We start from the raw sequence: 24,134 nt of genomic DNA, 5'->3' as shown, positions 1-24,134 counted from the left end.
CTTGCCAGGCACAGGACTTGCCCACTCCTGAGAGGGCTCAGCGCGGGAAAAGGTGACTGGTGCCAAGAATCTCATCGGATCGCAGGTATTCCTGGATTATCGGTGAGCAGTTCAGATAAAAAAGCAGCAGCTCTCTTTGAATGTCCTGGTCCTGAACACGGGCGGCAAACATGATCATATCGCGCACAGCATCGTCACTGCAGGGTGTGTCCGAACCCGGGGGCTGTTTACCGTAACGGTGCTTGAGCAGCGATGTCAGGCGTTCAAGATGAAATTCACCGGTATGGGTAATGTGAGGGAGAATGCGGAATTCACCTGAGCCATAATCTCCGGGCATGCTTTCCCGACACTCATTGGCGGCGCAGTTGGTGTCACGAAACTCTGTGCCCAGCTTTCGCCAGAATTCTTTCAGCATTGTGTTTGCCCGTATTGGTCCAGTGTCGGCTTCGAAGCCGTTTTAAAAAATGGCAATGCTATTAGTGGCACGCTTGCTATTACACTTCTACTCACTACTACACTTCTAATGGATATTACGTTGTGCGTCCAGAGCTGGATTCAGCGGCATTACCAATTTGCCAATCAGTCGTGATACGCGCTGTGCGTGGGTTCCAGTGCAAAAAGCGGCAAAGAAAAGGCCGGTATGTTCCGATAGAATGTAATGTGTGTGTAAGCTCACGTTAATCCGGATGAACGCAAAAAAAACAAAGGAGTCTTGTTTGTGCCTGAGGCCATCAGCGAATTTGTAGTGTCCCGGCCCGAATTGGTGGCGGCATTGGCGACCCTTCTGTTGGCAACTGTGGTTTTTGTTGCGGTGTTTTTAACAAAGGCAGGGGCTAACAGCCGCGCTGCAGGCCTGCAGTCTGAACTGGCGGCTCACAGCCGGCGCATCGAAGAGCTGTTAAATGAGCGCGATTATCAGCGTTCAAAGATTGACGAACTCGCAACCGAGTTGAGCGAAACCCGGGCGGTAATGAGGGGGCAGCAGGTTATGCTGAAAGAAGAGCGGCGCTCTGCCGCTGAGAAGCTGGCTCTGCTGGAGCGCAACCGGGATGCTCTGAAACAGGAGTTTGAAAACCTCGCCAACCGGATTTTTGACCAGAAAAGTGAACGCTTCACCCAGCAGACCCGCACAAGCCTCGATACCCTGCTCAACCCCTTCAGAGATCAGCTGCAGGACTTCCGGAAACGGGTGGAAGACGTGTACACCACCGAAACCCGGGACCGGCAGGCTCTTCGTAGCGAGATCAAGTCGCTTCAGGACCTTAACCGGCAGATCACAGAAGAAGCCGCCAACCTGACCCGGGCCCTCAAGGGCGATAAAAAAATCCAGGGCAACTGGGGTGAGCTTATCCTTGAGCGGGTTCTGGAAAAATCCGGTTTACGTAAGGGGGTGGAATACGAAACCCAGGGCAGCTATCGGGATGCAGATAGCCAGTTGCTCCGGCCGGATGTGGTTGTGCATCTGCCGGATAGCCGTAATCTGGTGATTGATTCCAAGGTGTCGTTGCTCGCTTACCAGAAATGGGTTATCGAGGAAGAAGACACTACCCGCGAAGAGGCCTTGAAAAATCATGTTGAAGCGGTTCGAAGCCACATTCGCACGTTGAGCGAGAAAGATTACAGCCGGTTGGGCGGTTTGCATTCTCCTGACTTTGTTTTGCTTTTCATGCCCATAGAACCGGCCTTTGTGGCGGCATTTCAACAGGACGAGAACCTTTTCGCAGAAGCCTTTGAGCGAAAGATTATTGTAGTAACACCTACTACGTTGCTGGCAACCTTGCGCACAATTGAAAATATCTGGCGATATGAGCGCCAGAGCCAGAACGCACGCCTGATAGCAGAACGTGCTGGCGCTGTTTATGACAAACTGAGGGTGTTTGTGGAGGCCATGGAGCGCCTTGGCGGGCAACTCCAGACGGCACAGGTTACCTACGATTCTGCCATGAATACGCTGACCAGGGGCCGGGGCAATCTTATTTCCCAGGCTAACCGGTTTGTTGAACTTGGCGTGAGAGTAAAAAAAGAACTGCCGAAAGCCATAACCGATCAGGCAGAAGTGGATTCGGAAGACCAGGCAGTGAGCGCAGATAACGATCAGGAGTGAGTGTCATGGCAGTATGTGTTGGGAAAAATCGTTTACCGGCATGGGTGTTAAAGGCCCCCCGGTTGGCCAGAGTGGCGATTGTCGCCTCCGCACTGTTTGCCGGGCAGGCTGCTGCACTGGCACCGGAGCATGAGGCCCGTCGGCTGATGCTTGCAATAGAAGAAGCCGTATCGTCTGAAAGCTGGGGTGAGGCCGGTGAATACCTCAACCGGTTGCAGCGCCTGGAGGCAGAAAAGCCCGTTGATTACTACTTTTATCGTGGCCAGGTGATGCTGCAGTCGTCCCACTTGAATGAAGCCCAGGCTGCGCTGGAAGCATACGTAACCAAAGCCGGCGCTGAAGGCAGTCATTACCAGAATGCTCTGAAACTGATTACCGATATTGAACGGGCGAGAGCCGAAAAAGCCCGTACACCACAAAACGGTGAAGGAACCAGGATCGCCGTTATTGAGCCGGTTGGAGACCAGCAACTTGCCTCTTTGCGCAAACTGTATCTTGCAGACTCCGATCGTGAGGCTCTGGTTCTGCACCTCAACAGTCTGTTGGGGCTTGCCGGTTGGCGACAGGATCAGTCTGTGGTCAGGCTTGACCGCCCTGCGGATATTGAATATCGCCTGAGCGCCGGCAACGACGCCATTTCCATTCAGGAGATTCGACGTAACAGCTCCGGTGGTGCAACACGCACAACCGATCAGATTCCCGTTTTCGGAGTGAACCCCCAGGTAGAATGGGGCTGTGAGCCGGCAATTGCGACCTGTTGGGTTTACGATCCACGGGATGGCTCGCGTTTGTTTCAGCTCTCGCCAAATCGAAGCCAGGTGGAAGAAGTGGCGCAGACTCTTGGAAAGCTTATCCGCAAATTGCAGGCCCCTTCGGGTTCCTAGTGCCTCAGGTTACCCCGCTCGCCTTCCCGGTAGGCGCCCGGGGTAACGCCGGTCCATTTTTTGAAAGCCCGGTGGAACGTTGAGGGTTCCGTGAACCCTACTTTCGCCGCAATGTCGTTAATCGACAGTTCCTGTCGTCCGAGGAAGTAAATGGCCATATCCCTGCGCAGTAGATCCTTGATCTCCTGAAACGACGTGTTTTCCTGCTTCAGCCTGCGGCGGAGTGTTTGCGGGCTGGTATGCAGTTCCGCTGCAATCCATTCAAAATCCGGCAGCGGCTTTGACAGATCCCGGCCAATAAGCGCCCTGATTTTACCGGTAAACGTATTGCTCGCGTCCGGGCGGGACAGCAGATCAGCTGGTGAGGTCTGCAGAAACTGCAGCATTTCCGGTTTGTCACGGATAACCGGAGCAGACAGAAACCGCTTGTCGAACGTTAAAGCCGTGCAGTCGGATTCAAACTCCAGGGGGCAGTGAAAAATTTGCCGGTACTCATCGCCATGGGGCGGTCTCGAGTAGTCGAACTGTGCTTTCTCCAGTTCCACCGGTTGCCCCACAAGCCAGCTGCCCAGGCGATGCCAGATAACCAGCAGGCTTTCCTGCATAAAGTGATGGGGGTCGTGAATCTCGCCTTCAATGTGCTTGACTAGGCGCGCTTTCGCGCCGTCGGTTTCCAGTTTCATGGTCACCATGGGCTCAAACAGGCGGGAAAACTGGTAAGCGCGGCGGTAAACCGCTTCCAGGGTTGGGCAATCGATCACCAGGGCACACATGGTGGCAAAGGTGCCTGTGCGCACGCGCCTTGGCCCCATGCCCATGCATTCATCGTCCATGCGGTTCCAGATTATCTGCATTAACAGGCTGAACTGGTCGCTGCTTACCCTGGCCATCTCGATACGTAGAAGATCAGGGGATATACCGGCTTCCCGCAGCATTTGCCTGGTATCAAATCCCAGATTTTCTGCACCAGCCAGGGCGGCCTGCACAAAGTGCCGTGAAACCGTCAGATCAGACATCGAATTCGCCATATCATGAAAACGAGACCTATCATAAAACCCCCAAGCCACAATGCAACCGGAGTGCCTGTAAGAAAAGGCCAATGTTAATGGCGCAACAGACAGTTGGCGCCAACTGCAAAACCGTGCAGCATGGAACGGATAAACAAGCAGAACAACCTGTTACCAGCAAGGAGAATATTATGGCGGGTCCTTTGACCTCGATGAAGATACTGGATTTCAGCACCCTGCTGCCGGGGCCCTACGCTACCATGCTTTTGGCAGACATGGGCGCGGAGGTGTTAAGGGTGGAAGCGCCAGACAGGGTGGACCTTACCCGCGTAATGCCGCCCCACGATGCAGGTGTGAGTACAGCCCACGGGTTCCTGAACCGGGGCAAGCAATCGCTGGCACTGAATCTGAAGAAGGAAGGCAGCAAAGAGAAGATCCTGGAACTGGTCAGGGATTACGACATAGTGATCGAACAGTTTCGCCCGGGCGTGATGGACCGGCTGGGCATTGGCTATGAAACCCTGAAGGCCGTCAACCCCGGGCTCATCTACTGCGCCATCACCGGTTACGGCCAGACCGGCCCCTACAAAGACCGTGCCGGGCACGACATAAACTACCTTTCCCTTGCCGGAGTCAGCAGCCACTGCGGCCGCGCCGAGAGTGGCCCGCCCCCCATGGGCATCCAGATAGCTGACGTAGCGGGTGGCTCCCACCACGCAGTGATGGGCATACTCGCCGCCGTGATCCATCGGCAGCAGACGGGAGAAGGGCAGTTTGTTGACATCAGCATGACCGACGCCGCCTTTGCGCTTAATGGCATGGCCGGCGCAGCCTGCCTGGCGGGAGGCCAGGAACAGAGGCCGGAAACCAGCCTGCTGAACGGTGGGTCTTTTTACGATTACTACCAGACCCAGGACAAACGCTGGCTCTCCGTAGGCAGCCTGGAACCCCAGTTCTCCGCAAGGCTGTGTGACCTTCTTGAGTTGCCTGAGATGAAGAGCCTGGCCCTGAGCCAGAACCCGGAGCACCAGAAGGCGCTTAAAGCTGCGCTCAGTGAAAAAATAAAGCAGAAAACACTGGCGCAATGGCAGGAAATTTTTGCCGATGTGGATGCCTGTGTGGAACCGGTGCTGACCATTGCGGAAGCGGCTGAGCACCCGCAACTGAAAGCCAGGGATATGGTGATTGGGGTTGATCGGGGGGATGGAACGTTGCAGAGGCAGATTGGGTTTCCGATCAAGTTTGAAAAAACGCCCGCGGCAACAACACGGATTGGTCAGCCCATAGGAGAGGGTAATCAGAAAACATGATTTTTAAAGAATTGGCGTGAATGGAGATTCAGTTTTCTCGACCTTCTGCTAGGTTTAATAGTGTCGCCGGTAACGGCGAATCCCGTGGTAAACAACTATAAGGGTGACACTATGAAAACCTGGAAAAAACGGGCCGCCGGAATATCGCGTGGTGCAGTGCTTATACTATTAGGTAGCACTCTGCTAACCGGCTGTTTTGATGGCAGCAGCTCATCTTCCGGCTCATCCGAGCCGGAGCTCGACACCAACCTGTTTCCGGCGGATGGCAAGCTGGAAGCGACCATAAGGAGAACCGAAGGGGGTGTGCCCCATATTAAAGCGGATAACCTGAAATCCGCGGCGTTTGGGCATGGCTATGCGCAGGCGCAGGATAATGTTTGTCTTTTGGCAGAGGCGATCGTAAAAGCCAGAAGTGAGCGCGCAAAGTTTTTTGGGCCAGGACCAGATGACATTAATGTCATCAACGATTTTTCTTATAAAGCTCAGAGAATCCTGAGCGGCGCGAAAGCCGAATTTCCGGCACTGAGTGCTGAATCCAGAGCGCTGATTGAGGGGTTTGCTGCGGGCTATAATAAGTTCGTTGCTGAGACGGATCCCGGCGACTTGCCCTCTGAGTGCAGGGATCAGCCATGGGTAAGATCGATTACCCCGGTGGATTTGTTCGCCCACTACCGAATCGTTGGCCAATACGCCAGCGGTGCCTTGTTCGCAACTGGTGCAGTGTTCCTCGCTGTTCCCCCTGAGGAATCTCCCGTTCCGATAACAGTGGCATCCAACTCAACAACTGGTGACGCTAAACTTCCGCAGCGCGTGGTAGCCAGTGCGCAGACTAAGCGGAACAAATTGACGACTTCCAGGATATGGGGTTAGCCAGCAATGCCTGGGGCATTGGTAAGGAATTGTCTGCGAGTGGTAAAGGCGCTTTACTTGCTAATCCGCATTTCCCATATACAGGCCATCGCCGGCTTTATCAGGTTCAAATGACAGTCCCCGGTTACCTCAACACAATGGGCGCAGGACTGCTTGGAACTGCGATTCCGCTGATCAATTTCAATGAGCATCTTGGTTGGTCTCACACCGTCACCACCAGTCGTCGGTTTACACTTTATGAACTGACTCTGAAGCCTGACGATAATCTGATTTATCTTAAGGATGGGAAGGAGCAGCCGATCACCTCGGAAACGTTCCAGATCGAAGTTGCCAATGGAACACCAATGCCAACGATTCTTGAGCGAACCTTTTATTATTCCGAGTACGGTCCTATGTTGTCAGCAAATGCTGTTACAGGTGGCGGTTTGCCCAAGTGGGGAGACAAGGGCACAGCTTACACGTACAGAGATGCCAATGCTGGCACAACAAGACTCCTGGATTCCTGGTTACAGATGAGCCGGGCAAAGAATCTGGATGAGTTTCAGCAGGTGTTCCGCGACTGTGGTACAACCTTCTGGACAAACTCGACTTACGCAGACGATCAGGGAAATGCTTTCTACATAGACAGCAGCTCTGTCCCAAACCTCTCCAAACAGGCGCTGGCCGTTATTGCCTATAAACGAAATGTGAGTCCTGAGTATGATCAGTTGTTTCAGGCTGGTTTGACATTGCTGGATGGTGATTCTTCGCGGGATGATTGGGTGGAGGGCGAGTGTAATGGTCTTGTCCCCTATGAAAACAAACCGAAGTTACTGCGGGCGGACTGGGTTCAGAATTCCAATGACAGTTACTGGTCGACCAATCCCGACGAGTTCCTGACCGGGTTCTCGCCGCTGTTCGGCCCGGAGGAATCGCCGCTGGGACCTCGCACAAGGCTGGGCATTTCAATGCTGCAAAACCCTCTTTCAACCGGGCCAGTATCGCCAAAAGCGCCCGAACCTGCAGGCCAGGATGGTAAATTTGATGCGATAGACCTGATCAACGTTATCTATAACAACCGGGCCTGGTTTGCTGATGAATTTCTCGATGAGCTTCGCAATCGCTGTGCCGATATTGGTACAACGCCGGTTAACCTTCCGGGTGGTGGTTCGCGGACTGTAAATGAGGGCTGTGAAGTTTTGCAGTCATGGGATGGGCTCTACAACGTTGACAGTGTGGGAGCTCACGTATTCAGGGTATTCATTGCGAATTACCGGAACAATTTCGATTCGGACCTGACCGCCGCGTTCGATCCGGATGATCCTGTAGGCACGCCTTCAACCCCATCGACCGACAATGCCGGCACAGCTGATGATGTGATGCTGCAGGCACTTGCCGTTGGTCTGAAGGCCCTGGATCAGGTTGGGATTACCTACGATGCAACCCTGGGTTCTGTCCAGTACTATCAGCCATCTGGTGGAGCTCTGCCTGGGCTTGCCGGTGGAAGTCTGAGTGGCGGTACGCCAGTTGATCTTGGCCCTTCGTTCCCGTGGCATGGTGGCGATGGATCGGTGGATGGTGCCTTTAACGCGGTTGGGGTGGTGACAGATGCTTTTGCCGAGGACACTCGTTTTCCCCGGGTTGCGCCTAATGTTATCGACAATACCGCTGGCCTGTCTGACGTGCCAGGCGAGGGCTGGAGAATGGCTCGGGGTACCAGCTGGCATTTTGGTCTCGAGTTTACGGAGACAGGGCCAGAAGCTTATGGACTAATAAGCTATTCTCAGTCAACGGATTCCCGGTCACCGTTTTTCAACGATCAAAGCCTGCGCTTCTCTGAGAAAAACTACCGGCAAATCTGGTTTGACGAGGAAGACATTGAGGCGAACCTGATTGCGCAGGGAGAACTTACGATTACTGGTGAATAAAGGAGTGTATTCTTCAAGGAAACTATCTGCAGATACCGATAACGGCCCTGCAACAGCGTTGGTCAACTGCAGCGAGTACCCGGTAGTGTGAGAGGTTGGAGGGGGAGGTAAATCCCCCTCCTGATTGATTTCATTTGTGTGAAGTATTGCAGGGACAGGGGATGGAGCTTCATCCCCTGTTATTAAGGATCAGTTCTCTACCACGTCAGTATCCACAACTGTTGTGCTAATCCCGGAGGTGCTGATCATCAACGCGGCCTGTGTCACCATCTCAGCGAACACAGCCGGATCGTCAGCCGAGACCGGTGTGCTGTGAGTGCCAGCAGTATAGCGGGTGATTGCCGGCAGAGTTCCATCTACGCGTGTTTTCGAGGCGTTCAGGGTAGTTGCCAGCGGCTCTGTACCCGCCAGCGGCGCGGCAAAGGCATTGCCCAGGGTATTTCCGCCTTCGGCGCTGTTCGGGATGACCGTATCTCCAATCACTTCAGACAGCAGGATTCCCGCAGGTGAACCTCCGTTCAGATGGTTGTCCGAGAAGTTGATCGGGTCCACTGTGTCGAGGGTAGCCTGATAGACGTTAAAGTAGGTTTCCAGGTTGGCATCACCCTGCTCAAGACCAGCGGCAGCAAGACCACCGAGAATTTTCGGAGCGAACGCAGGAGAGTTTTCCAGCAAGCGTATAATACCGCCGCCCGGTGTCAGGAGGTTTGCCGCCACAATGTCATCGCTGGTTTTCGTCGAACCGGGAACACCCAGATTGATCTGGTTCTGGTTGGATGCCGCCACAAACGGTGAGCCGTTGATGGTGCCCAGGGAGTGGCCTACAAAATACACCTTGGCTGTATCCAGTGTGCCACCCGGTGCCGGACCGTTGATGTCTATGGCCCCAAGGCTCGCACGCAGGTTCATCAGGTCAACCGAACCCTGGCGCAGGTTATCACGGCCATTCAGGAAGTTGCTCAGGTTGATGAAGAGACTTCCTGACTCGTCCTCACCCGCGGCAACCGAGGGATCAAAGTTCATCTGCACTGGTTGGTTTGCTTCATTGGCGTAGAATCCGAAGTGACGTTCGTCTTCGGTTTTTGCAATGCCTGGTACAGTACTGCCAGCATTTGCAACGGTGTTTTCAGCGGAGCCAAGATAGCCGATTACAGGATCCAGATCGGGATAGTCTGATGTACCACCAGTCAATACAATATCGATGGTTGCCTGAGCGGCCGTTGCATCTTGCCCAGTGGCTGACATGACAAAACCCAAATTCAACTGACCGGCGATTAATGCCTCAACCGTAGTATCAGATGCTGCCAGTGTTGACGGCAAACCATTATCCTGCCCGGCGTCGAGCAGGGATGTTGCCAGTTCTTCCAGGGATGCCTGTGACGCAGGCGTCACACCATGTAGTGGCTGGTCGATGGCCACAACCGCAACCTTGGCTGCATCAGCCAGCGCACTGCCAAAGGTCAAGGCAGTACTGCGGTCAGTTGTAATGCCGTGTTGAAAAATAACAGTTCCACCGCTTATATCGCCATCAGACGGGTAAAGTACCAATAATGGAACTTCAACCATTTCCGTGAGTTCCGGGAATGGAAAAATATAGTTCACAACATCACTAACCGATTCATCGGCCTGGGGGATCGCCAAGTCAAGAGACTTGAAAGCCAGATTCATGACGGCGGCAAGACCGTTGTCCGCATTCCAGAATTCCGTTTGCAGAGGCGAACCGTTGGAGCCGGAAGGGACGCCCAGATAATAGGGTAGTTCAATAGTGCCCTGTACAATGTTCACTGAAAGAGGATCAACGATACCAGCAACGGGTGTCGACACCAGAGTAACATCGTTGGTGCCCGTCAGATCAAGGCTCACAGCCCGTGATTGTGGCGTTGGCAGTAAATCGGCAAAGCCGCCACTTGTCGATGGTGTATTGGCCAGTGCGAAGCCCACGCAGTCGATTGCAATCTGGCCGGTCAGGGTAGCACAACCGTTAGGAGGTGGCGCAGCAAAGATGGCGCCCAGGGCGGCTGCTGTGTCGGCATCCGGGAAACCGGCAACAGCGCCGTTAGCAGCAAGGTTAACGTCGGTATAGTCAATAGCACCGTCATCGTTCATGTCGACTTTACCACTTACGACAGCCGTTGCGGCAGCGACGCGGATAGACAGTGTTAACTGGTCAGCAAACCAGGCCGCCGGCTCGGCAATGTACTGCAACACCTTCTCGTCGTTCGAGGTAGTGAAGCTGTAGGTCATTGCAATATCATCGGTGGTTAAGGGGTCGTCTGGCCGTGCACCGTTGGTAACCTGGAAGTAGCTGGCGGCAGTCGGTTCCCACAGTTTGTTTACCAATGAACGAACTGGCGCAAGGCTCACAGTGCCCAACGGCTGGGTTTCATCCGTAATGTTGTTGTAGTTGGGAGACTGGATTACGGGGTCACCATTAATGTCCAGCACTTCTTTGGTAACCACAACCAAATACCGCTTTTGGGGGTCCAGCGGCTTGAGAGGATTAATGCGGATAGCAGATTGGCCGTCCAGTTGCACTACCTCAGATTCGTACGCCGGGGACATGGCCAAACCAGCCAACTCAGCACCTGATTCAGGGTCGCCTCCGGCGGCCATAAATGCGGTAACCGCCAGAGGAATCGTTGGTGGTTCTCCAATACTGAGACCACGAACAGGATCGCCACTGGCGTAGTCAAGTTCAATCAGGAAAACATTCTGTTTGGGGTTAGGTATGACCCCTTTGGTTGGATCTGAGGGATCTTTTAGCAAAAATGCACGTGCATCTACTGAGGCTTCATCAATCTGGCCATTGAAGCTTATAACGGCTGGAGCAACCGTTGATGCACCACTGATTGAGTTGAGTGCGGTGGTTACAGGGGGAGACGTATCTGTGACACGGAATGTTCCGTCTCCGGCGACCGAATCAAAAATCAGATCGTTTGGAATGGGTAGTTCACCGGTGATCGCATTAAAAACGGGCCAGGTTTTACCATCAATGTCCGGATTGGAAATCTTATATTCCGGATCAGCATTCGCCCCTTCGTCACCGCCGCTGAGGCAGCCAGTTAGCCCAAGGGAAGACGCCACGGCAAGACTTATTAGAGTTTTCTTGAACATGGGTGGAACCTTTTCCTGTTGTTTTATCGTTATGTTCGGCAACTAACGGGGCCGGTCTGATGCGGTAAACCCGGTGTCAGTGGCCTGTTCTGCATAAACGGTTGTCTGAAATTGTAGCCAGCGCTTCAAGCCAATTTCTGTACTTATGACTATAGCGACACTAAGGCCAGTGTTGATCAGCCAAAAGTGTGATTCTTGTTATTTGGATCCTCCTCGCACAACTCCCAAAGCACTTTGTAGGGGGGAAGCTTGATCTTCATGAAAAATAGTTTGCCGGGCGCAGTTTGTCGAGCATTTGCAGTGCTTATGCGGGGCTTTTTACAAAATGTATCAATTGCCCGCCAGGGCTGGCTTGCTGGCGGGCGGGGGCGTTATTTGAACTTCGAGAAATCCGGTTGGCGTTTTTGCAGAAAGGCGCCGAAGGCTTCGGCGGCTTCCGGGGATTTCAGTCGCTCCGCAAACAGTTCGCCTTCGGCGAGCATGGTGTCTGTCAGATCCTTGTGAGTGGGGCTGTTGAGCAGCTTTTTGGTGGCACGTATGGCCGCCGGCGGTTGGCTCGCGAGCTTTTCGCAGGCTTCGCGGGCCTGTGCTTCGGTGTCGGCAGGCTCGCACACCCGGTTAATCAGCCCCAGGCGCAACGCTTCATCGGCGCTGAAGGTTTCACCCAGCATGAGCAGTTCCGCAGCCCGTACCCGGCCAATCCAGGAGGGTAAAAGGAGGCTGGAGCCCCCTTCCGGGCACAGGCCCAGGCTGGCAAAGGGCATTTTGAACCCGGTGTTGGTGCCAGCAAACACCATATCGCAGTGCAGAAGCATGGTGGTGCCTATGCCAACCGCCGGGCCGTTCACTGCGGCTACTACCGGTTTGGTCGCGTTGGCCAGAAGAAAAAGAAAACGGCCCACGGGGGTTTCGGTAAAGGCGCCCGGTAATCCGCTGGCGAAATCGCTCAGGTCGTTGCCGGCGGTAAAGCAGTCCTCGTTGCCGGTGAACATTACGCAGCGTATGTTGTCATCTGCATCCGCCTGTTCAATCGCATCGCCCAGTGCTGTGTACATGGCATGGGTAAGGGCGTTTTTTCGGTCCGGGCGGTGAATACGAACGGTCAGAATCCGGTTGTTGATTTCGGTTTGAACAAAGTCGGTCACGGTATCTCCTGGCGTGTTTTTGTCATTTGGTTAGGATGATACCGTTTTTCTGCCGGTTGTTAAGAACAGTGTCATTCAACTATAGCTGAACGATACAAATGAACCCGGTTTATCTGGAGAGCCTCACGCAACTTTGATGGGGATACCCTGAGGCTCGCCAACACGGAGAAGCAAGTACGATGTTCGCAATGTCGCATGAGGAGAGGGCTGTCGCCTACCGCATCAAGGGTCTGACCAAGGTCTACGGCGATGGGCCGGCGGCGGTTCATGCCCTGCGTGGGGTTGATCTGGAGATTCCTGCGGGCGAGCTGATCGTTCTGCTCGGCCCCTCGGGCAGCGGAAAGTCCACGCTGCTTAACATCATTGGTGGGCTGGATCGGGCTACCAGCGGGCAAGTGTACTTCCGTGATCAGGAACTGACAGCGCTTTCCGATGCGCAGCTTACGCGCTACCGGCGGGATCATGTTGGTTTCGTGTTCCAGTTTTATAACCTGATGCCAGGCCTGACGGCGCACGAGAATGTTGAGCTTGTCACCGAAATTGCCCATGACCCCATGGACCCGGACGATGCGCTTGCCCTCGTGGGCCTGCACTCACGAACCGATCACTTTCCCGCGCAGCTATCCGGGGGCGAGCAGCAGCGGGTGGCGATCGCTCGCGCCGTTGCCAAGCAGCCGGCGGTGTTGTTTTGCGATGAGCCCACAGGCGCGCTGGACAGTGTGACAGGCCGCGCCGTGCTGAAAGTACTGAAAGATGTGAACGAGCGGCTGGGCGCGACCGTACTGATCGTCACCCATGCCGCGGCAACCGCCGCCATGGCAGACCGGGTGATCCATTTCGCCGACGGGGCTATTCGTGAGGTGATCGTCAACAAGAGCAAGATCACGCCGGAGGAAATCCACTGGTGAGCAAGAGATGAGCCCGCTTGATCGTAAGCTGCTTCGCGACCTGTGGCGCATAAAGGGTCAGGCTGTCGCTATTGGCGCGGTTATCGGTGTGGGTGTGCTGATGCTGGTCATGATGACGGGGCTCGTTACCTCCCTGGATGAAACACGCAAAACCTATTACGAACGCTATCGGCTGGCGGATATTTTTGCCCCTGTAACCCGCGCTCCCGACCGCCTGATCGCCGGTCTGGCGGCCATTCCCGGTGTCTCTGCCGCCGAAGGGAGGGTTGTTGGCAGCGCGCTGATCGATCTGCCCGGTCTGGATCTGCCCTTGCAGGCGCGAGCGGTTTCGTTACCCGATTTCGGGGAGCCGAGGCTCAATGATGTCTATCTGAGCGCTGGCCGCCGGCTCGACAGCGACCGAGCCAATGAAATTCTATTGCTCCAGGGCTTCGCGAAGGCCCATGGCCTGGAGCCCGGCGATACGCTTTCAGCGACTATGCACGGTGCCCGTCGCACGTTTCGGATCGTCGGGCTGGCGCGGTCGCCGGAGTTTCTCTATACCACCCCGCCTGGTGAGCTGGCTCCTGACGACAGTCGTTTTGGCGTCATCTGGATGAGCCGTACGGCACTGTCCGCCGCCTACGATATGGACGGCGCCTTCAACCAAGCACTTATTTCTATAGGCCGCAACGCTGAAGAGGCGGCCGTTCTTGATGCGGTGGACCGCCTCCTTGATGCCAATGGCGGGCTGGGTGCCTACGGACTGGAAGATCATGAGTCCAACCGATTTATAAGCGAAGAAATCGACGGCCTGCGGGCAATGAGCACTGGCGTGCCACCAATCTTCCTGGCCGTAGCGGCTTTCCTGCTCTACATCGTCGTTTCGCGTATGGTTCAGTCCGAGCGTGAGCAAATCGGGCTGATGAAAGCGTTTGGCTATACCAACGCTGAGGTGGGGGCGCACTATTTTAAATTGATTCTCGCCATTGCGGTGGGCGGAGCCCTGGCCGGCTGCCTGGCCGGTATCGCGGCCGGACGGGCACTGATTGGCGTGTATCTTGAGTACTTCAAGTTCCCCTTTTTGGTGTTTCAACTCGATCCTGCATCCTTTGTGATCGGTTTCGGGGTGAGTGTTCTGGCAGCCTCGGCGGGCGGTTTGATTGTCCTGCGCGGCGTCTTTGCGCTGACGCCTGCCACGGCCATGCGCCCACCCGCGCCTCAGGATTACAGTCGTTCGGGGCGGATAGGGCGTTCCTTTAACAAACTGCTTGATCAGCCCAGCCGCATGGTGCTGCGGCGCCTGACACGACAGCCCGGGCGCATGGCCGGGGCGGTTATCGGCATCGCCGCCGGAATGGCCCTGTCGGTCGGCATGATCTCGATTCTTTCCGGTTTTGATCGCACCATCGACCTGGCATTCAGCGTAGTAGACCGTAGCGACGTAACGGTTACCTTCACCGAGGTGATGTCTGACAAGACTGTCCTGGAGCTTCAGCGCATGCCCGGGGTCATCGAAGTTGAACCGGTTCGCGTTGTGCCCGCCATTCTGCGTAACGGGCTTAATACCTATCGAGGAGCAATCAACGGTCTGGTGAGGGAACCTCGCCTCAATCGCGCCGTGGACAAGGATCTGGCGACAATCGTCATGCGCCAGGAGGGTGTGATCCTCGCCAGTGCGCTTGCGGACATCCTCGACATTACGCCAGGTGAAAGCCTGACCGTGGATGTGCGGGAAGGGCGCCAGCCGGTACTCAATATCCCGGTGATCGGTATCGCCGAGACCCTGCTGGGCTCCCCTGCGTTTATGGAACTTGAGGCACTCAATCGCGCGCTTCGTGAGCCCAGCCGGGTTTCGGGCGCCTATCTGCGGGTCGACGCAGCACACAGCGAGGGCATTTATCGTAAGCTCAAGGATATGCCGACCGTTGCCGGGGTCAGTCTCAAGGCCGATGCGAGGCTTGCATTCCAGAAGCTGATGGACACAGGTGCCGGTGCCATGCGCTACATCATGGCCGCTATCGCTGCCATCATCACCTTTGGTGTCGTGTATAATTCCGCCCGTATTGCCTACGCGGAACGGGCACGTGATCTCGCCAGCCTGCGGGTAATCGGTTTCACCAGGGGCGAAACCGCCTTCGTGTTGCTGGGCGAGCTTGCGGTGGTAACGCTGCTTGCCTTGCCCCTTGGTTCGATTCTTGGCTACTTTTTGTCTTTCGGCATTGCTGCTGGCTTCAGCACGGACCTCTACCAAATCCCCGCTGTTTTCACCCCCGAGAGTTATGGCATGGCGGTGTTAGCCGTTGTTTTGGCGGCCATAACGTCCGGCTGGCTGGTGAAACGGGACATCGACCGGGCAGACATGATCATTGCCCTGAAAACCGGAGAATAGATTCACATGGCACGCAAACGATCCCGTTCAGTTCTGACCGTTGCGACTGTGGTTGCCCTTGGTGCAGTTCTGGCTTTCGCCTTCTGGCCCCGCCCGGTCAGGGTTGATATCGGCACTGTCACCAAGGAAGCCATGATGGTAACGATTGACGAAGAAGGGCGTACCCGTGTGCGGGACGCCTATGTGATCTCAACACCTGTTGCCGGTCGCCTCCTGCGTGTGGAGGTCGACCCGGGAGATCCGGTTAAAAAGAACGAGACCATTGTTGCGCAAATGCGCCCTACCAACCCCGCGGTGCTGGATGTTCGCAGCCGTGAACAGGCACGATCTGCAGAGGCTGCTGCTGCAGCCGCACTGCGTCTTGCCCGCGCTGAACTCAACCGGGCCATGGCAGACAGGGAACTGGCGGAGACGGACCTGGAGCGGGTTCGGACGCTCTACCAGAAAGGTACAGCCAGCCAGGTTGAGCTGGATCGTGCGGTTCACGAAGCACGCGCAACCCAGGCTGCCGTTGACACAGCTGAAGCCGCCATCGAAATACGCCAGGCTGAGCTGGAAAACGCGCGGGCTCAGTTGATGGGGTTCGAAGACCAGCAACAACCCGGTAGCGTAAATGCCCAGGCGGGATACAGCGATGAGATACCTATTCGAGCGCCAATCACCGGGCAGGTGCTGCGTATCATTCAGCAGAGCGAAACCACCCTTCCTGTCGGAGCAGCCATCATGGAAGTCGGCAACGTGGACAGCGATCTTGAAGTGCTCTTAGAGCTTCTGTCAACGGATGCTGTGCAGGTGGCCCCGGGCGACCGTGTTCTCATCGAAAAGTGGGGTGGCCCGGGAACCCTGGATGCCGTGGTAACACGGGTTGACCCCTGGGGCTTCACCAAGTTCTCCGCACTCGGTGTTGAGGAGCAGCGTGTCAATACAATCATTCGCTTTGATGAAGCCGGGCCGGCACAAACGGGCCTGGGCCACGGATTCCGGGTTGAAGCCAGGATTGTTGTCTGGGAAGACGACGACGCGCTGATCGTACCGTCCAGTGCGCTGTTTCGCGAAGGCCAGGATTGGGCCGTGTTTCTTGTTGAAGACGACAGGGCGAAACTGCGTAAGGTCGAAATTGGCCACAACAACGGTGTGCAGGCCCAGGTCATCAAGGGGCTGGAGCCTGGTGACCGCGTGATCCTGTACCCGGCTTCCGGCCTGAGTGATGGCATGCGCGTGGCGCAGCGGGAGGTTCATTGAACAGGGCGCCCGATGGCTTGCCGGCGCACTCGACTTCTGAAAAAAGACTATAGCGCTTCGCCTTTTGCCCGGTCCCTCGCACCCGCGAATTTCTGGTAAACTGTGCCACCTGTTTTTGACGACCCTATCCTAACGATACCAACCTGATGAGGCGCCTATGACCACCGTAATCCGCCAGGATGACCTGATTGAAAGCGTAGCGGACGCGCTGCAGTTCATTTCTTACTATCACCCGAAAGATTTCATTCAGGGTGTTTACGAGGCTTACCAGAAGGAAGAATCCCAGGCGGCGAAGGATGCCATGGCGCAGATCCTGATCAACTCCCGCATGTGCGCCCAGGGCCATCGCCCCTTATGTCAGGATACCGGCATTGTGACTGTGTTTGTGAATATCGGCATGAATGTCCAGTGGGACTGCGAGATGCCGCTGGATGATGTAATCAATGAAGGCGTGCGCCGTGCTTATTCGCATCCCGACAACGTGCTGCGTGCATCCATTCTTGCGGACCCGGATGGCAAGCGCCAGAACACCGGAGACAACACGCCGGCAATCATCCACTACAAGATGGTGCCGGGTGATACGGTGGAGGTTCATGTGGCGGCCAAGGGTGGCGGCTCCGAAGCCAAATCCAAGTTTGCCATGCTGAATCCATCCGATTCGGTAGTGGATTGGGTTCTGAAAATGGTGCCGCAGATGGGGGCAGGCTGGTGCCCGCCGGGCATGCTGGGTATAGGTATTGGCGGTACAGCAGAGAAGGCCATGCAGTTGGCGAAGGAGTCGCTGCTGGACCCCATTGATATCCACGAACTGCAGGCGCGTGGTGCCTCCAGCCGTGCCGAGGAGCTGCGCCTTGAGCTGTTCGACAAGGTGAACGATCTGGGTATTGGTGCGCAGGGCCTGGGTGGCCTGACAACCGTTCTGGATGTAAAGGTAAAAGATTACCCCACTCATGCGGCAAACAAGCCGGTGGCGATCATTCCCAACTGTGCGGCTACCCGCCACGCGCATTTTACTCTGGATGGTACTGGCCCGGCCCTGCAAACACCGCCGAGCCTGGAAGACTGGCCGGAAATCACCTGGGAAGTAGGTGAGGGTGTGCGTCGGGTTAACCTGAATACGGTGACACCGGAAGAGGTAAAAGAGTGGCAGCCGGGTGAAACCATCCTGTTGTCTGGCAAGATGCTGACCGGTCGCGATGCAGCCCACAAGAAAATGGTGGATATGATCAACGCGGGCGAAGAGTTGCCGGTGGATCTGAAAGGCCGCTTCATTTATTACGTGGGCCCGGTCGATCCTGTGCGTGAAGAAGTGGTTGGCCCCGCGGGCCCCACAACCGCAACCCGTATGGACAAGTTTACCCACACCATGCTGGAGAAAACCGGCCTTACCGGCATGATTGGCAAAGCCGAGCGTGGCCAGGTGGCCATCGACGCCATCAAGGAATTTGGCGCCGTGTACCTGATGGCCGTGGGTGGTTCCGCTTACCTGGTTTCCAAGGCCATCAAGCATGCCGAAGTGGTCGCCTTCCCGGAACTGGGCATGGAAGCCATTTACGAGTTTGACGTGGAAGACATGCCGGTAACCGTGGCGGTGGATTCCAAAGGCACATCGGTTCACCAGACAGGCCCGGTGGAGTGGCAGGAGAAGATCATTGCGGCCAAAGCGGTCTGAGGCTACTTAGGCTATTAACCCGGGGGCCAGACTTTTAACCCTGGCCCCCGGTTCTCTCTTCCCGTTCTTCCTTCCCGTTTTCTCCTGATTAGCTGGAGCAGCTGATGTTCATGTGTTTGCCCCAGTCCGGCGGCAAGGCCGCGTATTTTTCATATTTGGGCTGCTCGTCAAAGGGCTTTTCCAGAACCCTGAGCAACTCCTTCATGGGTTCGAAATTACCGTTCTGGGCTTCAAGGATCACCTGATGTGCCAGGTAGTTTCGTAATATGTATTTTGGGTTCACCCTGCGCATCTCGTATTCCCGCTCGTCCCGGGCGCGGGTTTCTTTCTTGAGCCGTTCCTCATAGCGCCCCAGCCACTCGTCCGCCACCTGCCGATCCACAAACAGGTCCCGCAAGGGCGCATGGCCGTGGTCATAAAGGTTTGAAAGTGCACGGAAGAAAGCTGTGTAATCAATACGGTGCTCGTCGAGCATGCTGAAGGTGTCCATGACCAGGCGGAGGTCGCCTTCGTCTTCCTGCGCCAGACCAAGCTTGTCCCGCATGTTCTGTAAAAAGCGCCCGTTGTAGGCGGCTTCATAGCGCTGCAGGCCGTTGCGAATGGTGTCTTCATCCATCACCGGTAACAGCGCGTTGGCAAGATACTGGCAGTTTGCAAAGCCCACCTGGGGCTGGCGGTTATAGGCGTAGCGGCCGCCCTCATCCGTGTGATTGCAGATGTACCCGGCATCAAAATTGTCGAGGAACGCAAAAGGCCCGTAATCGAAGGTGTCGCCAATAATCGACATGTTGTCACTGTTCATCACGCCATGGCAGAAGCCCACTGCCTGCCAGTCTGCAATCAGGCGGGCGGTGCGTTCCACCACTTCTTCAAACCAGCGTGCGTGACGTTCTTCCTCGGGCAGTTTAATCAGGTGTGGAAAGTGCAGCGATATAACATGCTCCAGCAGGCTCTTAACGGCTTCCGGGCCTTCGTGGTGTGCTGCAAATTCAAAGTGGCCAAAACGGATATGGCTCTGGGCTACGCGCACCAATGCGGCGGCGGTTTCGATGGACTCCCGGCGCACCGGGTTCCTGGCGCTGACCATAAACAGGGCGCGGGTGGTTGGGATGCCCAGCCCGTGCATGGCTTCGCTGCACAGGTATTCGCGAATGGTAGAGCGCAGAACCGCCCGGCCATCCCCGAAGCGGGAGTAGGGCGTCGTTCCGGCGCCTTTCAGGTGCCAGTCCCAACGCCTGCCATCGGGCCCCACGGTTTCCCATAACAACAGGCCGCGGCCATCGCCCAGTTCCGGGTTGTACATGCCAAACTGGTGGCCGGTGTATTTCATGGCAACCGGGTCCATGCCCTCCAGCAATTCAGTGCCACCACCAATTTTTGCCCAGTCGGCTTCGTTGCTAACGTGAAACCCCATCTCATGCGCCAGTTTGTGGTTGAAACACGCCATTTTTGCGTCTTTGAGGGGCGTGGGTTGAACGCGGGTGTAGAAACTGTCCGGGAGTTCCAGGTAGCGGTGTTCTACACGAAAATCGTTGCTACTCATAAAAGCCTATACTCCCATGTGGTAGGTATTCTGTTAAATACTCAATTAACCGATTCACCAAGTACGGGAACCTTAACGTGTCTGACCGTGAGCTTGAACCAACCCTCGAAGCCCTGATTAAACAGGAAGGGCTTCCTGACAATTACGCGGCCACCGTAGAACAGACCATCCTGCCCCTGGTTGAGTACATTGTCGCGTTAAGGCGCTCCGAAAAGCGAACCGTGGTTGTGGGCATTCACGGTGCCCAGGGTACGGGGAAATCCACGTTGGCGCTGTTCCTGACCAGGCTGCTGTGCGATCACTGGCAATGCCCGACCGCCAGCTTTTCGCTGGACGATCTTTACCTTACCAGAGCCGGGCGCCGGGCACTCGCGGAGCAGGTGCATCCGCTGTTTATCACCCGGGGGGTGCCCGGAACTCACGACCTGGCACTTGGCGAGCAGGTTATTGATCAGCTTCAAACGGCTGGTCCAGCCGATCAGACCCGTATTCCTGCGTTTGACAAGTCCCGTGACGACCGCGCGCCTTTGAACGAGTGGCCTGTTTTTGATGGCAGGGCAGAGGTTATTCTGATTGAAGGCTGGTGTCTTGGTGCCCTGCCGGAAGACGATAATGCTCTGGCCGAGCCTATCAATACACTGGAGGCGGAAGAGGATTCCGCGGGCACCTGGCGAGGGTATGTGAACCAGTGCCTCAAAGGCAGGTATCAGGCGTTTTTTGCCAGGCTGGACAGCCTGGTTATGCTGAAGGCACCGTCGATGTCGCGGGTTCTGGAATGGCGTACCCTGCAGGAACACAAACTGGCGGCAAAAACAGGCGAACACACCTCCGCGCACGCTGAGCGGGATTCGCGCATCATGAGTGATCAGGAAGTGATTCGCTTCATTATGCATTATGAGCGGGTAACCCGATCCTGCCTTGAGAAACTGCCAGGCCGCGCGGATGTGCTGATTGAGGTCTCCGGCGATCATTCCCTTGGCCGCCCCCGTTTTCAGGCTGAACGACCAAAGCCCGGAATACCCCTGTCCTCTGCCAATGACGCAGGCTGCCAACACCGCTAAGAATTGTGTGCGGCGCGCCGGAACGCCAGGGGGCCTGACCGCCTGTTCGCGATTATGAAAACATACTCATTACAACGACCCACCTACATGGGGTATCCTCAACAGATATCCTGTTTATAACTGTACACGCAACAGTGTCGAGATTTGATACATGATGAAAGCAATCAAGATAACCGGTGACTCTCTTGTCTGGGAAGATTGCCCGGGCTTCGAGGAACTGCCTGAAAATCACGTGGAAATCGATGTTGTCTGGAGTGCTGTGAACCGTGCCGACCTTTCCCAGCGGGCCGGGGTTTACCCACCACCCCCGGGAGCATCCGAGATTCTCGGGCTGGAAGTGAGCGGCCGTATTGCAGCGGTTGGCGAGGCGGTAACGGGCTTTGAGCCCGGCGACGAGGTGTGTGCCTTGCTTACCGGTGGTGGCTATGCAACCAAGGTTGTGGTTCCCGCCGCTCAGGTATTGCCGGTGCCCAAGGGGTTTTCCCTGAAAAAAGCCGCGGCTATTCCCGAGGTGTTTGCCACGGCCTGGCTGAACCTTTATCAGGAAGCCGATCTGCAGCCCGGCGAACGGGTGTTGCTGCATGCAGCAGGCAGTGGCCTGGGAACCACGGTTATCCAGATTGCCACGGCGTTTGGTAACCCGGTGTTTGCAACTGCCGGTGATGACGAAAAGCTGGAGGTTTGTCGCAAACTGGGTGCAACCGGCATCTGGAATCGCAAGAACGGTTCGTTTGTGGATGCGGTGAAGAGCTGGGGTGGTGTGGACATGGTGCTGGATCCGGTCGGCGGGGGCTACATCCAGGAAGATCAGAGAGTGCTGAATGCTGACGGCCGAATAATCCTGATCGGCCTGATGGGCGGGCGATTCGCGGAAGTGGACCTGGGCATCATGTTAATGAAGCGCCACAGGTTGATTGGTTCTACATTGCGGTCCCGTTCGGTAGCAGATAAAGGGCGGGTGATGCAGGAACTGTATCGCCATGTGTGGCCATTGCTGGTTGCCGGCCAGATTGAGCCAGTGATTGACAGCACCTGGCCCATTGAGCAGGTTGAACAGGCCATGGCACATGTGGAGGCGAACAAAAACACCGGGAAGGTGCTCCTTCAGATAGGGGAGTAGCCTTCCCAGCGTTACACGCCATTCCGTGTTAATCGGCTATGTGAACCAGTTGCTTGCCGAAGTTTTTGCCCTTGAGCATTCCCTTGAAGGCCTCAACGGCATTTTCGAGGCCTTCAGCAACCGTTTCACGGTATTTAAGCTCACCAGAAGCAATGCGACTGGTGAGAATATCGGTGATTTCCTGGTGCTTGTCCTGCCACTCGGTCACCAGAAAGAAACGGTGCTCCGGAACCGGGTCCAGGCGTTTGAGAATATCGAACGGTGTCTCTATTTTGTCTGTGCTTTTGGCGTTGTAAGCCGAGACAAAACCGCAGATGGGCACTCGCGCTCCGGGATTCAGCAACGGGGCAACAGCTCTGGTCACAGCACCGCCCACGTTTTCGTAGTAGATGTCGATGCCGTCCGGGCAGGCGGCTTTCAGATCGGCTTCCAGATTGCCGGCCTTGTAATCCACGCAGGCATCAAACCCCAGTTCATCAACCACATAACTGCATTTTTCCGGGCCTCCGGCAATGCCAACCACGCGACAACCTACGGTTTTGGCGGTTTGGCCAACCACTGTGCCCACAGGGCCGGATGCGGCAGAAACCACCACGGTTTCACCCGGTTTGGGCTTACCCACATAGGTTAAACCGCAGTAGCCGGTGCGGCCGGGCATGCCGGCAACCCCAAGGTATGCTTGCACCGGAACGCCTTCTTTTTGATGGATTTTGTAAACCATCGGCGCGTCGGCGGGAAAGGTTACGTACTCCTGCCATCCAGAATAACAGGTGACCAGATCACCGACTTTCAGCTTGTCTGACCGGGATTCCACAATCCGCGCCACACTCTCGCCAACGATGGGCTCATCAATTTCGATAGGGTCCATATAGCTTTTGGCATCATTCATACGGGGGCGCATGTAGGGATCCAGCGAAAGCCAGAGTACCTGCGCAACAACTTCGCCCTCTTCGGGTTTGCGCACAGGGCGCTCTTCCATAACCAGATCGCCTTCCTGAATTTCTCCGTCGGGGCGCTGCTTTAGCACAATGGCACGATTCTGATATTGGCTCATGGTGTTTCCCTCTACCTGTAAATGGTTGGTACGCAACTGACGCGAGGTCACCTGGAGCAACCTTGCCCTTGGGTTGCGTAATGAAACCAGATTAGACTGAAGCAGAATGCTTCTGTGGTCAACCTCTCATGTTTTAAGTGGTTCTGCGCGGCGGGGTTACATTCCCGAATCTGGAGGTTATAATCTGGCTTCCGTTCAGGATGAGCGCGATTAACACACCATTTCTTCAGGGACCGAAGACATGCCCCAGGCAAGCGGACTGCAGTTTACCGCCCGTGTTGGCGAACTCCCCTCTGATCTATTCGCCGTTGTTGGCTTCACGCTGACCGAACGTTTATCCGGGCTTTTCCATGGTTGCCTTGAACTGGCCAGCACCGACCCGGACATAGATGCATCCGAAGTTCTGGAGCAGCAAGTCGATCTGGTGGTGTGGCAGGATGTCATGCCCCTTCGCCGCTTCACCGGCGTGGTCAACGAATTTGCCCGGGGCGATTCCGGCCACCGTCGCACCCGCTACGAGATTGTGATTCAACCACCCCTGTGGCGTTTGGGGTTGATGCACAACAGCCGCATCTTCCAGACCCAAACCACAGACAGCATCCTGCGCACCCTGCTGGAAGAGCGGGGCATTGTGGATTCCGTGTTTGATTTCAAGCGTGCCCCCCAGGAACGGGAATACTGCGTACAGCACCGGGAAAGCGATCTGGCGTTTATTGAACGGCTGGCGGCAGAGGAAGGCTGGCACTACCGCTACCAGCACGGCAGCGTGGATGGCAGCGAACAGCCCGGCCTGATGATTGCCGACCACCACGGTGACGCGCC

Annotated in this window: 18 protein-coding genes; 12 read left to right on the top strand and 6 right to left on the bottom strand. The window is 55.9% G+C overall.

The genetic code is table 11. The features are described 5' to 3' along the window. Positions 1-37: 37 nt before the first annotated feature. Positions 38-415 (bottom strand): hypothetical protein, encoded by a 378-nt coding sequence (locus tag CDH48_RS14150; RefSeq protein ID WP_100689393.1) that lies wholly within the window; start codon positions 413-415, stop codon positions 38-40. 303 nt (positions 416-718) lie between these two features. On the opposite strand from CDH48_RS14150, the gene CDH48_RS14145 reads away from it, so the two are divergent. Continuing rightward, complete coding sequence (locus CDH48_RS14145; RefSeq protein ID WP_188437772.1) at positions 719-2,104, top strand: DNA recombination protein RmuC; 1,386 nt, start codon at positions 719-721, stop codon at positions 2,102-2,104. 5 nt (positions 2,105-2,109) lie between these two features. Then, on the top strand, positions 2,110-2,988 hold the full coding sequence (locus CDH48_RS14140; protein ID WP_227521099.1) for a hypothetical protein: 879 nt from the start codon (positions 2,110-2,112) through the stop codon (positions 2,986-2,988). Here the strand turns inward: CDH48_RS14140 and CDH48_RS14135 are convergent. Further along, positions 2,985-4,004: an AraC family transcriptional regulator gene (locus CDH48_RS14135; protein WP_100689392.1), complete on the bottom strand. Its 1,020-nt coding sequence runs from the start codon at positions 4,002-4,004 to the stop codon at positions 2,985-2,987. The two genes, CDH48_RS14140 and CDH48_RS14135, sit on opposite strands and share 4 nt — an antisense overlap. A 182-nt stretch (positions 4,005-4,186) precedes the next feature. Between CDH48_RS14135 and CDH48_RS14130 the strand changes: the two genes are divergently transcribed. The 3 genes from CDH48_RS14130 (at position 4,187) to CDH48_RS14125 (ending at position 8,082) form a co-directional block, all read left to right on the top strand. Continuing rightward, entirely contained in the window at positions 4,187-5,305 is a 1,119-nt protein-coding gene (locus CDH48_RS14130) for a CaiB/BaiF CoA transferase family protein (protein WP_100689516.1), read from the top strand. Positions 5,306-5,416: 111 nt separating this feature from the next. After that, a complete protein-coding gene (locus CDH48_RS19430; RefSeq protein WP_227521098.1) occupies positions 5,417-6,175 on the top strand; it encodes a penicillin acylase family protein in 759 nt (252 codons plus the stop codon). After that, positions 6,166-8,082 (top strand): penicillin acylase family protein, encoded by a 1,917-nt coding sequence (locus CDH48_RS14125; protein WP_227521097.1) that lies wholly within the window; start codon positions 6,166-6,168, stop codon positions 8,080-8,082. Before CDH48_RS19430 ends, CDH48_RS14125 begins: the two co-directional genes overlap by 10 nt. 189 nt (positions 8,083-8,271) lie before the next feature. Here the strand turns inward: CDH48_RS14125 and CDH48_RS14120 are convergent, their stop codons facing one another. Together CDH48_RS14120 and CDH48_RS14115 are read right to left on the bottom strand one after the other, a co-directional pair. Further along, positions 8,272-11,196, bottom strand: a complete 2,925-nt coding sequence (locus CDH48_RS14120; protein ID WP_100689391.1) for a hypothetical protein — start codon at positions 11,194-11,196, stop codon at positions 8,272-8,274. A gap of 371 nt (positions 11,197-11,567) precedes the next feature. Further along, positions 11,568-12,341 carry an enoyl-CoA hydratase gene (locus tag CDH48_RS14115; RefSeq protein WP_100689390.1) on the bottom strand — a complete coding sequence of 258 codons (774 nt, stop codon included), beginning with the start codon at positions 12,339-12,341 and terminating at the stop codon, positions 11,568-11,570. A gap of 179 nt (positions 12,342-12,520) precedes the next feature. On the opposite strand from CDH48_RS14115, the gene CDH48_RS14110 reads away from it, so the two are divergent. The 4 genes from CDH48_RS14110 to CDH48_RS14095 all read left to right on the top strand — a co-directional run bounded on the left by CDH48_RS14110 (position 12,521) and on the right by CDH48_RS14095 (position 18,534). Then, positions 12,521-13,249, top strand: coding sequence for an ABC transporter ATP-binding protein (locus CDH48_RS14110; RefSeq protein ID WP_227521096.1), 729 nt, complete (start codon positions 12,521-12,523; stop codon positions 13,247-13,249). 7 nt (positions 13,250-13,256) lie between these two features. Further along, positions 13,257-15,620, top strand: a complete 2,364-nt coding sequence (locus CDH48_RS14105) for an ABC transporter permease (protein WP_100689389.1) — start codon at positions 13,257-13,259, stop codon at positions 15,618-15,620. 6 nt (positions 15,621-15,626) lie between these two features. Then, on the top strand, positions 15,627-16,862 hold the full coding sequence (locus CDH48_RS14100; RefSeq protein ID WP_100689388.1) for an efflux RND transporter periplasmic adaptor subunit: 1,236 nt from the start codon (positions 15,627-15,629) through the stop codon (positions 16,860-16,862). A 157-nt stretch (positions 16,863-17,019) separates the two neighbouring features. Continuing rightward, a complete protein-coding gene (locus CDH48_RS14095) occupies positions 17,020-18,534 on the top strand; it encodes a fumarate hydratase (protein WP_100689387.1) in 1,515 nt (504 codons plus the stop codon). Between the two features lie 88 nt (positions 18,535-18,622). Here the strand turns inward: CDH48_RS14095 and CDH48_RS14090 are convergent, their stop codons facing one another. Next, the gene (locus tag CDH48_RS14090) at positions 18,623-20,077 is read right to left on the bottom strand and encodes a protein adenylyltransferase SelO (protein ID WP_100689386.1); all 1,455 of its coding nucleotides are present in this window, start codon (positions 20,075-20,077) and stop codon (positions 18,623-18,625) included. Between the two features lie 77 nt (positions 20,078-20,154). On the opposite strand from CDH48_RS14090, the gene CDH48_RS14085 reads away from it, so the two are divergent. Together CDH48_RS14085 and CDH48_RS14080 are read left to right on the top strand one after the other, a co-directional pair. Further along, on the top strand, positions 20,155-21,138 hold the full coding sequence (locus tag CDH48_RS14085; protein ID WP_227521095.1) for a hypothetical protein: 984 nt from the start codon (positions 20,155-20,157) through the stop codon (positions 21,136-21,138). 151 nt (positions 21,139-21,289) lie between these two features. Continuing rightward, positions 21,290-22,258, top strand: a complete 969-nt coding sequence (locus CDH48_RS14080) for an NAD(P)H-quinone oxidoreductase (RefSeq protein WP_100689384.1) — start codon at positions 21,290-21,292, stop codon at positions 22,256-22,258. A gap of 28 nt (positions 22,259-22,286) precedes the next feature. Here CDH48_RS14080 and CDH48_RS14075 read toward each other — a convergent pair whose 3' ends face one another. Continuing rightward, positions 22,287-23,312 carry an NADP-dependent oxidoreductase gene (locus CDH48_RS14075; protein WP_100689383.1) on the bottom strand — a complete coding sequence of 342 codons (1,026 nt, stop codon included), beginning with the start codon at positions 23,310-23,312 and terminating at the stop codon, positions 22,287-22,289. A 241-nt stretch (positions 23,313-23,553) separates the two neighbouring features. Here CDH48_RS14075 and CDH48_RS14070 point away from each other — a divergent pair. Beyond that, on the top strand, positions 23,554-24,134 hold a 581-nt coding region (locus CDH48_RS14070; RefSeq protein ID WP_264754771.1), incomplete at its 3' end, for a contractile injection system protein, VgrG/Pvc8 family.

It is taken from the genome of Marinobacter aromaticivorans, assembly GCF_002806975.1.
GTDB lineage: Bacteria > Pseudomonadota > Gammaproteobacteria > Pseudomonadales > Oleiphilaceae > Marinobacter > Marinobacter aromaticivorans.
The sequence above is the reverse complement of the archived record's forward strand: the minus strand, read 5'-3'. Positions and strand labels throughout refer to the sequence as shown.